Source organism: Geminisphaera colitermitum TAV2 (genome assembly GCF_000171235.2).
GTDB lineage: Bacteria > Verrucomicrobiota > Verrucomicrobiia > Opitutales > Opitutaceae > Geminisphaera > Geminisphaera colitermitum.
In genome coordinates this window covers 95,725-108,000 of sequence record NZ_ABEA03000176.1, presented here as the reverse complement: position 1 = coordinate 108,000, position 12,276 = coordinate 95,725, and the positions used below count along the sequence as shown (strand labels likewise).

Here is a 12,276-nt window from a genome sequence, read left to right as displayed (position 1 = left end):
TCTAAAGTGATCGAATGTTATCACTAAAGGTCGAGTCTGATCTCTTGCGGGAAGTTCCGGAGATTCTCCGGGAGCGGCGACTTGCTCTTGGTTGGCGGCAGACTGATCTAGCCGAGCGGAGCGGCGTCGCTATCGCCACCCTGCGTCGCTTTGAGCGCTCGGGACAAATCACCTTTCAGGGTCTGGCCAGGTTACTCGTCAGCCTTGGAATGGCGGACAGGTTTCTTGAGGCGTTGAAAAAGGACGCGTCCCGGATCACCAGTCTCGATGCTTTCCTGAAAGAAGGTATTGCCAAAAACCGGCGCAGGGCGCGACGGGCAACGACCGATCGCTAACACCATAATACCATGTCACTAAAGGAACCCACCCTTCTGCAGCTGCACTTTCTCGGCGAGCCGATGGCCACCCTCGCGTGGCGCGCGGACTTGCCGGCGTTCGCGCTGGAATGCGACCAGTCGTTTCTTGAACGCGGTCACGATCTGTCACCGCTTCATTTGCCGTTGGAACTGCTCGCACGCGGTCCGCAAGTTTTTCGTCCGGGCGACACTCCTTTTACCGGAGGCTTGCCCGGCCTGATTGCCGATTCGCTCCCCGATGCCTGGGGCGAACGCATGTTGCATATCGAGTTGCCCGGACTGCAAACGGTGATCGGCAAACTGGCCGCCATCGGACAGCGTGGACCGGGAGCCATCACCTTTGAGCCTGTGCTGGGCAACGGTGGCGACACCCGCCAGACCACGACTTCTCTGGCTGCGCTCGCGGACAAAGCGGACGAGTTGCGAACATCGGTTGTGGCACTCGATACCGGGAAGGTAAACACGGTGCTCGCACGCGGTGGCAGCACCTTGGGCGGAGCATTTCCCAAAATTTCCGCGCACCTGCCTCTTGCCGGAGATACGCTGGATCTGCAAAAAATCCTTGTCGGAGGACAACCGCCTGCCGGGCACTGTCCCTGCATTCTGAAATTTGCCCGCTCGTCGGACGAAGCCGAGGGCGCCGTGGAGTTTGCCTGGTCGCAGATGGCTCGCGCTGCAGGCATTCGCGTCCCGCATGCAGCACTGGTGGCGGATCGGGAACGACGCCATTTTGCGTGCGCACGGTTCGACCGCCACGCCCGCCCTGATGACACTTGGGGGCGGCGTCACGTCCACACGTTGAGCGGCATGTTGCACAAACGGGCTTCCGATGGAGCCATTGATTACGAGGAGTTCATTCGCCTCACGCGCAACCTTTGCGGAGTCACCGAGGCGGCCGAATGCTTCCGTCGAGCTGTCTTCAATTTGCTGGCCGTCAACCGTGACGACCACGGGCGCAACCACGCTTTCCTCTACGATGAAGCCACACGCACCTGGACGCTTGCGCCTGCTTACGACCTGAATCCCAACGTCGCCAACGTGCTCATCGGCCTGACGTGGCTGGGGCGTCAGGAAATCCCCCGGAGTTTCGACGATCTCGTCCGACTCGCTGCACTTGGCGGACTCGACATACGCCAGGCCAAGGAAATCTATCAGCAAGTGGAAGACGCCACGCTCGGCGGTTGGGAAACCGCGGCGCGCCACGCGGGCGTCCCCGCTGCTGTTTTTGCTTACTGGAAGAAGGAAATGGAAACACAAACGAAGGCGTTGCGTGAGGATGTGCGCCGGACTGGACAGCCAGCGTTGTCCAAACCGTCCCGACGGAAACGTTAATAACGACCTGGCTCAAAAACAGCGTGCCCCCCCCAACCGCAGCCCGCAGGAAGAACTCCTTTTCTCCGAACTAGGACGAGAAGTTCGTGTGACGAGTCGGGCGGTTTCCCTGCGCTCCGCGCGGCCAAAGAGGGGGCGTGTCGAGGGCGCAATCGCAGCGCGCAGCCGCGCGCGCAAGGCAGCCGATTGATCCCATGACGCACAAAACAGCGGTGCAGTCTGGATCGGGTCAGATGTGGAATTGTCGACTGCAGGGCATCCTCAACGAAAGAGCGCTTCCGCCACTTCTGCACCGTCTTCGGATTGATCCCGTAACGTTCAGCCAGCGTCTTTAGGCTCTCTTGACTATGCTGGATCACCCGACGCACCGTCGCTGTCGTTCGGGCGCAACCGTGTAGTATCTGCCCCATAGTTCTTCTGAGGTTGGTTTATTGTTCCAACCCTCACCACCTCTCCCCGAGACTAACCATCTAAACAAAAGCGGGAAATATGAAAAAGGTGGGGATCAAAAGAACCGGAATTTTACGGATCAGCCAATTCCATCGCCTTACGATATAAATAAAGCCGCGTGATTGTCCGCGATCTTCAGAGCAAGGTTCCGTTGCCCGACAGCCGTAGGAATGGAGGCACTGACGCCCCCCGGCTTCAGGCGAGTCCGTCGGCATGGGACTTCAGGGTCTGGCGGTCGAGCAGATGCAGAACGGTGCCTTCAACCCGGATGGAGCCGTCTTTTCGGAAGCGGGCGAAGGTGCGGGAAAGCGTCTCGCTGGTGACGCCAAGTTGACCGGCCAGAATTTTTTTGCTGACGGGCAGCACGAACGACACGGGGCCGCCCGCTCCGTCATCCGCCGGGCTGTGTTCGAGCAGCCAGGCGGCGAGCCGGCTCTCAATCTGGAGTCCCTTGATCTCGTGCAGCGACTGCATGAGGTGCTTCAGGTGTATGCTCATCGAGGCGAGCATGTGCAGGGCCAGTTCGGGATTTTGGCGAATCAGGTCGCGAAAATGGTCCTTGCCGACGCGGATCACCTGAGAGGCTTCCAAAGCCATGGCGTTGGCCGGGTAGCGCTCGGCGCTGGCGAGCACAACCTCGGCGAAACTCTCTGGAGGGCTGAATACGCAAATGATCTGTTCACGACCGTCGGGCGTGAGCCGGAAGATGCTGATCCGTCCGCTCTGGAGAACGAAAAATCCATCGGCCTTCTCTCCTTCGTGAAACAGGATTTCGCCCTTTTGCAGTGTTTTGATGGAGCAGCCCTCGGCCACTGCGGCTAGGTTGGCGGGTGCCAGGTCGGCGAACATCCGGCTCTGCCTGAGCGTGGCGATCAATGCAGTCAGGCGATGCGGATTGGCGGTTGCGGAATGAAGAGATGTCGGTGCGTTGTTCATGGAAGCGGGTTTGCCGGTTAGTCTTCGATTTCAGGCATGGAGCAGGCGGGACTCGAAAATTTGGATACAGGAGGCGCTGTTGCCGAAGCCGGAGGCGGATGATCGGGCAGCGTGGATGCGGCTTCTTGAATCAAGGCGGCCAGCACTGTGCGATGGCATCGGGAGGCGTCCTCGCAAAAGCATCCGAGATTGATGCGTGTGTGCGCCGTCTGGACCGCGAGCAGGCGAATGACCTGCGCCGGCGCGCTTTCTTTCATCTCCTTGCGATAGCGGGAGGCAAACACCTCATGGTCGATGCTTCCCTTCCGGTAGGCGGCCACGAGTTCGCGGCTTGGAGCCAAAAGCGGCAGCCATACGTCAAAATAGCCTCTCGCGGCATAGTCTTCACGGCGGATGTTTCTGGGCAGAAACCGGGCTACGCCGAGCGAGAGCCCGGGCAAGCCGCCTGCCTCTCCGTAACGATAAGTGTGCAGCTTCAGTTGCATCGGGATCATGTTCCTTCGGGCATTTGCTTCGCCGCGCGGTGAAGCAGCCGCGCCAGTTGCGGCCCGGTCGAATGCAACTCGGCGCGATGGATGCGATAGAGTTTTTCCAGGATCTTCAGCCCCTTGGCCGTGAGCGAGACCTGCACGCGCCGCCGGTCTTCCTTCGATGGCGAACGACGCACGAGCCGGAGCGTTTCCATGCGGTCCGTGAGTCCGACCGCGCTGTGGTGGGCGATTTGCATTTGCTCGGCCAGTTCGCCGATCGTCACCCAATCCCTGCCCGGAAAACCCTGAATAGAGAGAAGCGCTTGGTATTGTTGCGGGGTAAGCCCGTGGCTGACTGCGGCCGCCTCGCTGAAACCAAGAAATCTGCGCAGCGTGTAACGGAACGCCGAAAGCAGCTCGTAATCGGCCTTGGAAAGGCCGGCGGCATTCGATGATCGGACCATGAAGTATCGTTTTACGATATTCATGGCCACTGACAAGGCGGATTGTACGTTTTCCCGGATTCTCCACGCGACCGGCAGGGACGATACCTTTTCTCACTGTGTGTAGGTGTGCACGCTTTGCGTGGCGGAGGGCATGTAGTTGACGCCGAACCAGCAGAGGAGAAGCACCACGAAGGCCAGCGCGAGAATCCAGAGCGAGGCGCGGGTGGACTCGGGGTGGCGGTGCCGGATGTGGATGTAGAGGAGATAGCCGAGCCAGGTAAGCATGGCCCAGGTTTCCTTGGGGTCCCAGGTCCAGTAGTGTCCCCACGCTTCCTTGGCCCAGAGCGCGCCGAAGAGGAGACCGAGCGAAAGGAAGGCGAAGCCGAGGTAAACGAGGCGGTTGGCGAGTTCGAGCGAGGCAGGGTCGAAACGGCGGCGCGCCGTCTGCACCAGACCAAAAACCGCGATGCCGGACGAGACGGCGAAAATCGCGTAGGAAAAAAGGTAAACGAGCACGTGCGGCACGAACCACACGCTTTGCAACGCGGGCATGAGCGCCTTGTTGTAGCTGTCGGGGCGTAGCAGACAGATAACGAGGAACAGCGCCGCCATGCCCAGGCTGTAGTTGAGCAGCCATCGGTAACGAAATTGATGATACAGAAAAGCGCCGATGGCCGGAGTAAACACGACATACCAGAGGCGGGTTTCACCGAGTGTGCGCATGGGCGGGCGGCCAAGGTGCAGCCAGAGTCCGGCGGCAAAGGCGGCGAGGATGACGCCGCCGAGCAGCGCGAGCGCGGTGATGGGCAAGCGGCGCGAGCGGGTGGCGGGATGGCACTGCGCGGCGATGCAGAGCAGCCAGGCGAGTCCGGCGGCGGCGGCGTGGGCGGGAAGGGTTTGCCAGTAGTTAGGGGTCATGCGTCGGTCGGGGGGGGGGGGGGGAGGCCTTGCTTTTGAACATGAGGCCGATGGCTCCGGCGATCATCATGAAGATACCGGTGTAGATGGCGGGCAGCCACGGGTCGCGGACGAGTTCGACGACGCTGAGAGGCGACCAGCGGCCGAGGCGGTCGTCGTAGCTGAGTTGATAGATTTTCCAGCCGGCGAGTGTGAGCGGTTTGTTGACCTCGATCATGGCGGAACCGGTGCGCGCGCCGGAGCCGTCGCGGTTGCGGACGTAGGTGTTGACCGCGGAGCTGTATTTCTTCGGTTCGGGCGGGAGCATGCCGAGGGCGAGCGCGTTGTCGTTGTCGAGCGCAAGGAGCGCAGGGTTGACGGCGAAAGACCCGCAACTGACCCAGCCGGTGACGGCATGGCCATCGGCGCGGCGGGTCGCGCGGATGAGGGCGGCGGGGGCTGCGCCCGGTTCGTTGTGCGCGAGAGATTCGGGGATGCCGTGGTAGCGTCCGCCAAAATCGCGGGCCCACGGGTGGTATTCGAGAATATCGACAGTCCAGTCGCCGAAAATGTGCGCGGCGGAGGAAGCGGGATCGGGTGTGGCATCGTCCGGCGGCAGCAGGTCGGTGATCTGGCGGGGAGTTTCGCCGGCGTGGCGTTGCACGATGTCGCCGGTGCGGGGATCGGCGAGCGCGAGACGCGGTGGGAAGGTTTCCATGTCGAAGCGCGTGAGCTCGAGCGCGAAAGGCATTTCCAGAAGGTGGCCGGCGTGGGTGGCGCCGGACGCGGTTTCGAGCGCCCGCCATTCGGTGGCGCCGAGGCGCAGATCCATGGTAAGGCGGTGGAGGTCGCCGGCGCCGAGCATGCCGGCGGCGAGCGCGATCCAGAGACCGAGGTGGTTGAGGAGAAAGCAGAGGTTGGCTCGGCGGAAGGGAAAGGCGCGGGCGAGGGTGGTGAGGCCGAGGTTGAGGAGCAGCCAGGCAAGCATGAAAACGAAGGCCCAACTGTGGACGACGTCCGTGAAACCGAGGTGTTCGGCAAGGGAGTGCGTCGCGTGCGCGACGTGGCCGGGATGCGGCGCGTGTTGCGGGACGATGCCGAGCACGACGGCCTGCGCGAGCAGGAGGGTGAGGGCGCCGATGGCAACGGGGACGGAGCGCAGCCAGCGGACGGTCGCGGTGGAACCGGCAAGAAAGTGCAGGGCTCCGATGAAGAGGATGAACGCGGTGAGAAGGATGAGGTTGGCGGGACTCGCGATCTCGGGCACGCCGCGGCCGTGCAGGGCAAGCTGGAGCGCACCGCCCGCGACCGCCAGACCGGCGGCGGTGACGAAGGATTCGCGGTAAGACCAAGGCTGTTGCCACCAGGCGCGGGTCATGGGCGGGAAGTGCGGCGAGCGGTTGTTGGCGAGGCTCTGTTTAGAGTCTCGCGCGCGGGGATTCGTCGAGGGTGCTGTTCCTGCGGGCTTCCTCCAGCCAGCGTGGGACGACGGTGCGGCGGAATTCGGCTTTCTTCGCGCGCTCTTCGTCCATCTTCGTGAGGCCGATAGCGAGTTGGGCTTTTTCCTTTGTCGAGATGTCGGGAAGCTCCACGGGGCTGTTGTGACCGTGCGCGGCGAGCACGCGGGAGAGTTGCAGGCGGGCTTCGGCGACGCGTTCGAGTCCGGCGTCGAGGATGCGGGCGCATTCGAGCGGAGCGTGGAATCCGGCCCCGTGGGAGGCGGCGACAAAATCCCAGCGCCACTGGGCTTGGCGGATGAGTTTGAGGACGGGTACCATCCCAGCCTCGGTCGCGCCCTTGTCCCAGGCGGCTTTCGCCTCGAAGTGGGCGCGGACGAGTTGTTGTTCGATGCGGGCCATCATGTCCACGATCTGGCGCTGGCGATCGGTGACGTTTTGCACGAGCACAGCGGCGTCCTGCCGATGGCAGACCTGGCAGGATTCGCTGATGTTGGCGAGGGGACTCTGGATCTTGTGATTGGTGAATTTCTGGCCGCCTTCGGTCTTGTAGGGCATGTGGCAATCGGCGCAGGAGACGCCGCGCTGGCCGTGGATGCCGAGCCTCCAGAGTTCGAAGTCCGGATGCTGGGCCTTGATGATCGGCGTGCGGCTGACGGCGTTGACGAAGTCGGTGAATTCGATGGCGTCGTAATACGTTTCCATGTCCTCGACGCTGCCGCCGTTTTTCCAAGGGAGAGTGACTACCTGGCCGCCGGGGACTTTGGCTTTGTCGAAGTAGTATTCGACATGGCACTGCGCGCAGACGAGCGAACGCATCTCTTGGTGGGAGGCTTTGGCGATGTCCTTGCCGGTGAGTTCCTGATACGCGGTGCGCAGGTGGGGGCGGGTGATGGTGAGATTCATCGTGACCGGATCGTGGCAGTCGGCACAACCGATGGGGTTGGTGATCTCGTGGCCGAGATCAGACCATTTCTTGCGGAAAAACTCGTCGTGCCCGAGTTGGTTCATCATGCGGGGCACGTCAGGGGATTTGCAGACCCAGCAACTGGAGGGTTGCGGGCCTTCGCCTGCCTGCATGGGCGCGCCGGTGCGGAGGGTGTTGCGCACGTCCTCGACGGCGTAAACGTGGCCGCGGGGGTGATTGTAGTCCTTGGAGAAGGCGTAGCCGGCCCAGAGGATGACCTGACGGGGGTTTTCGTCGAGGGCGTCGAGTCCGTGCGCGCCGACGACGGGCGGGGTGAAGCTCATATCGGCGGTTTCCATCAGGGTGTCGTATTCGCGAGGCCACGACTTGCCCCATTCGGAATTGCGCGCCTCGAAGGATTTCACGGGCTTGCCGGGCGTAGTGACGGCGATGATCTCGGCGCGGCGTTCGATGACCGAGGCGGCGAGCAGACCGAGGAGGAAGACGGCAACCATGGTGCCGGCGAAGAGGAGCCAGCCGAGGAGTGTTTTGTTTTTCATGGCGAGGAAGGAAAACTTTGGATGTCGGAGGAGGTTGAAGAGGAGGGAGGCGTCGAGGGGTGGGCTTGGAGTTCGCGGAGCCAGTCGGGCACGGGCGAGGCGGGGTAGGGGACGCGAGCGTTGGGCGTGGCGGAAAGGCTGTTGCGCGTGCCGTGCGGGACTTCGCGGTGGCAGTCCCAGCAGAAACGTCCATCGCCGTGAGCCCGGCTGGCGAGCGTGGTGCCGGTGGTAGTGACTTTTTCGTTAAGGTGGTTGTGACAGCGTTCGCAGTTGGCCTGCACGACATTGGCTCCGGCCTCCTTGATGCGGATGACCTGCGGCTCGGCGCGGAGGGTGAAGATTGTGGAGTGATAGAGGCCGTCCTGCGCCTTGAAGGCGTATTTTTTCAGAATGTTGTCGTGGGGCACATGGCAGTCGTTGCAGGTGGCGACGAGGGCGTGGGAGCTGTGCGCGTAACTGGCGTAATACGGCCCCATGACGTGACAGTTGACACAGGTTTTTGGCTCGTCGGAGAGGTAGGAGGCGGCGTTGGAGATGTAGACGAGAAAACCCGTCACGCCGGCGAGGCAGCCTCCGGCGAGCATGAGGGCGTAAAAAAGTTTTCTGCAAGGGCGCAGCATGATCGGGCAAGCCGTCCGCCAGGGAAGCGGATGGCGAGGGAAAGTGGTCTTGGTTGGGGAGGATGCTGGCCCGGCAGGAGAGGGATCGGCAAGGGTCGGATTCGGGGAAAAGACGAACGGCTTGATCTAGATCAAGTCCTTGTCGGGAAGATAAGGATTTTTGCTGGTTGCGTGACAAAAAATACGGCCTCCCCGAGGTGGCCCGGATATTGCCACGTCCGTCCGACAGGGGTCAGCCATCCAGTTGCCGCCTGGCACCGAGCCACGCGGCGACGAGGGCGAGGGCCGACCAGGCGGCGGTCAGCGTGGCGAGCCAGCCGGCGGCATGCGTCACCCACCAGCCGGTGAGACGGCCGGCCTCGATGCCACTGAAGGCGGCGCGCTCCGCCGCAAAGAGCACCGTGATGCGAAAGGCATCGAGCGGGTTGAGCATGAGCGGCAGCACCCAGAGATCGGGATGGTTTTGCATGAACGGTGCGCCGGCCAGAGCCAGCAGCAGGAGATCGGCGCCGAAAAGGATTACGAGCCATGTGGCCATCGCGACGATCAGGCCGCGCACGCTGTCGCGTATCCAGAATCCGGTGGCAAGCCCGGTCAGTGCGCACACCGAGCTCACGCCGGCGGCGCCCGCGGTGGTGAGGAGCAGTTCGGGCGAGCCTGCCCCGGCAAGGGCGGTCGGGAGAGCAAGCAGGCCGGCAGAGACGGCAGCGAGGAGGGCGAGCATGGCCGCCTTGCCGGCCAGCCACGGACCAATGCCGGCAGGTTGCGCGAGAAGCCAGGGAAATTCGTCGGTCTCGGCCTGAGCGGAACTGAGGCCGAGCAGGAGCGCGGAAAGCGAGACCGCATAGAGCACCGCATGCAGCAGCCACCATGCGGCGCCACGTGCGAGGGCGTCACCCGGTGTGAGGAGCGGGAGCAGGCCAGCGGCGAGCACCAGGGCAAGGTGCGCATGGAGGAAACGGTTGAGCCGGTGGCTGAGCCATTCGCGTCCGGCGGCGGCGCGGGTGATTTGCGTGAAGGCGGGCAGAACGGGCGGGGCGGGTGTCATGGGAAAGTGGATTCACACGTGAGGCACGGAGGCGAATGTGGAGACGTGCATGTCGTCACTGCCGGAGTGTGCCGCGTGCCGGGTACCGGAAGGATGTGGCGGAGGAAGGCGTGGTAGTGGCGGCGGAGTTCGCCGGGTGGAATCTCGCCGCCGGAGCGTCCGTCGGCGAGGAGCACGCAACGGTCGGTGCGATTTTCCCATTCGCCAAGCAGGTGCGTGGCCATGAGGATGGTGCGACCGCGGCGGGCTTCGCCGGTGAGAAAATCCTGCAAGGCTTCCCGCCATTCGGGATCAAGGCTGAGGCCGGGTTCGTCGAGCAGAAGCACGGGGGCGTCGGCGAGGGCAAAGACGGCAATGCCAAGGCGCTGTCGAAGGCCGCCGGAGAGTTTCCCCGTGGGCACGTCGGAAAAATCGATGAGCCCCCAGGCATCGAGCGCAATGGAAGCGGCGCCAGGAGAGCGTCCGCGAAGCCGGGCGTGAAACATGGCGACCTGACTGACAGTGAGCCGCGGATGGAAACGGGGTGCTTGCGGCAGGTAGGAAAGGCAGGCGAGCGCGTGACGCCGCGAGCCTTGCAGATCATGGCCGGCGATGCGGATGGAACCGGCGTCGGGCGCGCTCAACCCGGCGAGAAGGCGGAGGGTGGTTGTCTTGCCTGCTCCATTTGCGCCGATGAAGAGTGTGATGGCGCCAGACTCGGCGGCGAAGTCGAGGCCGCGGAGCACGCGACGATGTCCGAAGGATTTGGTGAGGCCAATTGTGTGAATCATGGCGTGGCAGAATCGGCGGCTATTGGCGGTGGCGCGCTGGTGAGTGGCGAGGGATCAGTGATGCCGCTGATGCCGGGCAGTGCCAGACGGCTGTGGATGAAGCGGAGCAGGCGTTCCCCGGGGCTGGCCGAGAGCAGGCCAATGGCGGGAAAGCTACGCCGCCACGGGCCGAAGAGATCAGGTTCGCGATGGGGAAGGTCGGCAACACCATCGCGATCGAGATCAAGAGTGGCGGCTCCGTGCCAGTGGTTGCCGCGTCGGTTCACGGACCAGATGTTGCCGGTGTTGCGACCGCTGGTCTCGACGGGGTGGATGTTGCCCGAAAATGTGTTTTCGGAAAACACAGTGTCGCGGGTGCTGTCGCTGACGCGAAGGCCAACATAGTTGTTGAGGATGCGATTGGCTCGGATGGTGTTGTGGTTGGAGTTTTCCATGAAGAGCCCGAGTGTGTTGCCCTCGATGAGGTTTTGTTCGATGCGGGTGTCATCCACGGACTGGAGGAGCAGGCCGTAGGCGCGATGGCTGCGGTTGGCGGTGAAGCGGTTGCCTCGCAGGCTGAGGTTTTTTGAATACATGAGGGCAGCGCCGGCGGCATTGGTCGAAAAGGTATTTTGCTCAAAAATGTTGTCGTCAGAATACATGTAGTGGAGCCCGTAGCGCACACCGGTAATGATGTTGCTTCGCACGATGGTGGCGTCGGTGAAGGAAAAGTAGATGCCGTCGCGGGTGCCGCTGATGGTGTTGCCAACAATGAGGTGTCCGGCGGAGTTCCAAAGATGGATGCCGTTGCCACGGCGGTCTTGGACGGACTCGATTTCACAGAGTTCGGCCTCGCCGGGCCGGATGCCGGCGGCAAGGGGATCGGCAACGCCGGCGATGGAAGCGGCAAGGGTTCCGTCGCCGATGATAACGTTGTTTTCGATCCGGCAGTCGGCGGCCTTGCGCACATAAATGCCATGAAGGCTGTCGAGGATGCGGTTGTCATGAATGAATGCACGCGGGGCGGTGATGTGGATGGCGGCGTGATCGGCGGAAAGCTCGCGCCCGGAGCCGCGAAAGGTGAAACCGCTTATCTCGACATCCGGCGCGCGGATGGCGACGACGTGGGTGCGGCGGTCGCCGCGAAGAATGACGGGGGCATCACCGGCAGATGCGGGAGGAGCAGCCAGCAAACGTAATGATTTTTCGATGACAAAAGGTCCCTGGTAATCGCCAGGCGCAACGATAAGGGTGTCGCCAGGAATGGCGGCTTCGATGCGGGCGCGGAGTTCGTCCCCCGGAGCTGAGGGCCGGGCGACACATACGGACTGACCTTCGCCTGCGACGAGACCGAATATCAGGCACAACAGATGGCGGCGCAGGGCTCTCATGGTTCAGGCAAGGTTTCCCGGCGGGAGCACCACATGGCGAAGGAGATCAGGAGCGGCACGAGCGCGAGGCACAGCGCGCCGGACTGCGGGAGACTGGTCTGGATGAAGTTGGCGATTTTCTGGCTGCCAAGCATGACCGGAGTGAAGGGCTCGATGGTCATGGGCGCCCGGGGATCGAGTTGGTGGCCGTAGTTGTAGAGGCGCAGATAAAAATTTCCGAGGGAGAAGGTCGTGAAGTAAATGAAGAGCACCCCGAGATCGACGAGGCTCTGCATGCGGCCGATGAACGCGGCGCGGAGGGCAAGCAGGGCGAAAATGCCAAAGGCAAAGGGAAGCCACGTCATCTCTGCGAAGTCGGCCTGGGAGATCGGCTTCATGCCGATGTAGTGGTTGAGCGTGTTGATTTCGTTGAGATCCTGTCCGCCGTTGCCGCCGATGAGTTTATGGGCGTAGATGTGCAAAACGAGACCTTCGCGGTACTGCGGGGCCACCAGATGAATTTTCCAGAGCGGTAGAAAAGCCGCCGACACCAGCACCGCCGCCACCGCAACCAGGAACAGCCGCGATGCCAGATTGAGCGGACGACGCAGGAAACGGTATTCGTGAACGAGGAATTTTTTGATCATGGCGGGCGGACGATGCGATGCAGGCGAAAAC

13 protein-coding genes and 1 pseudogene are annotated in these 12,276 nt (G+C 62.7%); 2 read left to right on the top strand and 12 right to left on the bottom strand.

The window, feature by feature from the left end; genetic code table 11:
- The first annotated feature begins 44 nt into the window (after positions 1-44).
- Together OBACDRAFT_RS20555 and OBACDRAFT_RS20550 are read left to right on the top strand one after the other, a co-directional pair.
- Positions 45-335: a helix-turn-helix domain-containing protein gene (locus OBACDRAFT_RS20555; protein WP_232767467.1), complete on the top strand. Its 291-nt coding sequence runs from the start codon at positions 45-47 to the stop codon at positions 333-335.
- A gap of 12 nt (positions 336-347) precedes the next feature.
- Entirely contained in the window at positions 348-1,688 is a 1,341-nt protein-coding gene (locus OBACDRAFT_RS20550) for a type II toxin-antitoxin system HipA family toxin (RefSeq protein WP_043588755.1), read from the top strand.
- Positions 1,689-1,852: 164 nt separating this feature from the next.
- Here the strand turns inward: OBACDRAFT_RS20550 and OBACDRAFT_RS27030 are convergent.
- The 12 genes and pseudogenes from OBACDRAFT_RS27030 to OBACDRAFT_RS20495 all read right to left on the bottom strand — a co-directional run.
- Positions 1,853-2,098 (bottom strand): annotated as a pseudogene (locus tag OBACDRAFT_RS27030) (IS481 family transposase); the annotation flags it as partial.
- Between the two features lie 235 nt (positions 2,099-2,333).
- A complete protein-coding gene (locus OBACDRAFT_RS20545; protein ID WP_043588754.1) occupies positions 2,334-3,074 on the bottom strand; it encodes a Crp/Fnr family transcriptional regulator in 741 nt (246 codons plus the stop codon).
- A gap of 17 nt (positions 3,075-3,091) precedes the next feature.
- Positions 3,092-3,559, bottom strand: coding sequence for a DUF488 domain-containing protein (locus tag OBACDRAFT_RS20540; protein ID WP_043588809.1), 468 nt, complete (start codon positions 3,557-3,559; stop codon positions 3,092-3,094).
- Between the two features lie 5 nt (positions 3,560-3,564).
- Positions 3,565-4,032 carry a MarR family winged helix-turn-helix transcriptional regulator gene (locus OBACDRAFT_RS20535; protein WP_081722234.1) on the bottom strand — a complete coding sequence of 156 codons (468 nt, stop codon included), beginning with the start codon at positions 4,030-4,032 and terminating at the stop codon, positions 3,565-3,567.
- Between the two features lie 69 nt (positions 4,033-4,101).
- Entirely contained in the window at positions 4,102-4,908 is an 807-nt protein-coding gene (locus tag OBACDRAFT_RS20530) for a cytochrome c biogenesis protein (protein WP_043588753.1), read from the bottom strand.
- A complete protein-coding gene (locus tag OBACDRAFT_RS20525) occupies positions 4,898-6,265 on the bottom strand; it encodes a cytochrome c biogenesis ResB family protein (RefSeq protein WP_043588752.1) in 1,368 nt (455 codons plus the stop codon). The genes OBACDRAFT_RS20530 and OBACDRAFT_RS20525 overlap by 11 nt, the downstream gene beginning before the upstream one ends.
- 40 nt (positions 6,266-6,305) lie before the next feature.
- The gene (nrfA, locus tag OBACDRAFT_RS20520; protein WP_043588751.1) at positions 6,306-7,811 is read right to left on the bottom strand and encodes an ammonia-forming cytochrome c nitrite reductase; all 1,506 of its coding nucleotides are present in this window, start codon (positions 7,809-7,811) and stop codon (positions 6,306-6,308) included.
- Positions 7,808-8,431, bottom strand: coding sequence for a cytochrome c nitrite reductase small subunit (nrfH, locus tag OBACDRAFT_RS20515; RefSeq protein ID WP_081722233.1), 624 nt, complete (start codon positions 8,429-8,431; stop codon positions 7,808-7,810). Before nrfH ends, nrfA begins: the two co-directional genes overlap by 4 nt.
- Before the next feature lie 232 nt (positions 8,432-8,663).
- Positions 8,664-9,479, bottom strand: coding sequence for a hypothetical protein (locus OBACDRAFT_RS20510; RefSeq protein WP_052362312.1), 816 nt, complete (start codon positions 9,477-9,479; stop codon positions 8,664-8,666).
- Positions 9,476-10,249: an ABC transporter ATP-binding protein gene (locus tag OBACDRAFT_RS20505; RefSeq protein WP_081722232.1), complete on the bottom strand. Its 774-nt coding sequence runs from the start codon at positions 10,247-10,249 to the stop codon at positions 9,476-9,478. Before OBACDRAFT_RS20505 ends, OBACDRAFT_RS20510 begins: the two co-directional genes overlap by 4 nt.
- Positions 10,246-11,619 carry a NosD domain-containing protein gene (locus OBACDRAFT_RS20500; RefSeq protein WP_052362311.1) on the bottom strand — a complete coding sequence of 458 codons (1,374 nt, stop codon included), beginning with the start codon at positions 11,617-11,619 and terminating at the stop codon, positions 10,246-10,248. The genes OBACDRAFT_RS20505 and OBACDRAFT_RS20500 overlap by 4 nt, the downstream gene beginning before the upstream one ends.
- Complete coding sequence (locus tag OBACDRAFT_RS20495) at positions 11,616-12,245, bottom strand: hypothetical protein (protein WP_081722231.1); 630 nt, start codon at positions 12,243-12,245, stop codon at positions 11,616-11,618. Before OBACDRAFT_RS20495 ends, OBACDRAFT_RS20500 begins: the two co-directional genes overlap by 4 nt.
- Between the last annotated feature and the right edge of the window lie 31 nt (positions 12,246-12,276).

Excerpts from the sequence above, each read along its gene's own strand:
- OBACDRAFT_RS20550 (WP_043588755.1), top strand. The coding sequence starts at position 348 with ATGTCACTAAAGGAACCCACCCTTCTGCAGCTGCACTTTCTCGGCGAG.
- OBACDRAFT_RS20545 (WP_043588754.1), bottom strand. The coding sequence starts at position 3,074 with ATGAACAACGCACCGACATCTCTTCATTCCGCAACCGCCAATCCGCAT.
- OBACDRAFT_RS20540 (WP_043588809.1), bottom strand. The coding sequence starts at position 3,559 with ATGCAACTGAAGCTGCACACTTATCGTTACGGAGAGGCAGGCGGCTTG.
- OBACDRAFT_RS20535 (WP_081722234.1), bottom strand. The coding sequence starts at position 4,032 with ATGAATATCGTAAAACGATACTTCATGGTCCGATCATCGAATGCCGCC.
- OBACDRAFT_RS20530 (WP_043588753.1), bottom strand. The coding sequence starts at position 4,908 with ATGACCCCTAACTACTGGCAAACCCTTCCCGCCCACGCCGCCGCCGCC.
- OBACDRAFT_RS20525 (WP_043588752.1), bottom strand. The coding sequence starts at position 6,265 with ATGACCCGCGCCTGGTGGCAACAGCCTTGGTCTTACCGCGAATCCTTC.
- nrfA (WP_043588751.1), bottom strand. The coding sequence starts at position 7,811 with ATGAAAAACAAAACACTCCTCGGCTGGCTCCTCTTCGCCGGCACCATG.
- nrfH (WP_081722233.1), bottom strand. The coding sequence starts at position 8,431 with ATGCTGCGCCCTTGCAGAAAACTTTTTTACGCCCTCATGCTCGCCGGA.
- OBACDRAFT_RS20510 (WP_052362312.1), bottom strand. The coding sequence starts at position 9,479 with ATGACACCCGCCCCGCCCGTTCTGCCCGCCTTCACGCAAATCACCCGC.
- OBACDRAFT_RS20505 (WP_081722232.1), bottom strand. The coding sequence starts at position 10,249 with ATGATTCACACAATTGGCCTCACCAAATCCTTCGGACATCGTCGCGTG.
- OBACDRAFT_RS20500 (WP_052362311.1), bottom strand. The coding sequence starts at position 11,619 with ATGAGAGCCCTGCGCCGCCATCTGTTGTGCCTGATATTCGGTCTCGTC.
- OBACDRAFT_RS20495 (WP_081722231.1), bottom strand. The coding sequence starts at position 12,245 with ATGATCAAAAAATTCCTCGTTCACGAATACCGTTTCCTGCGTCGTCCG.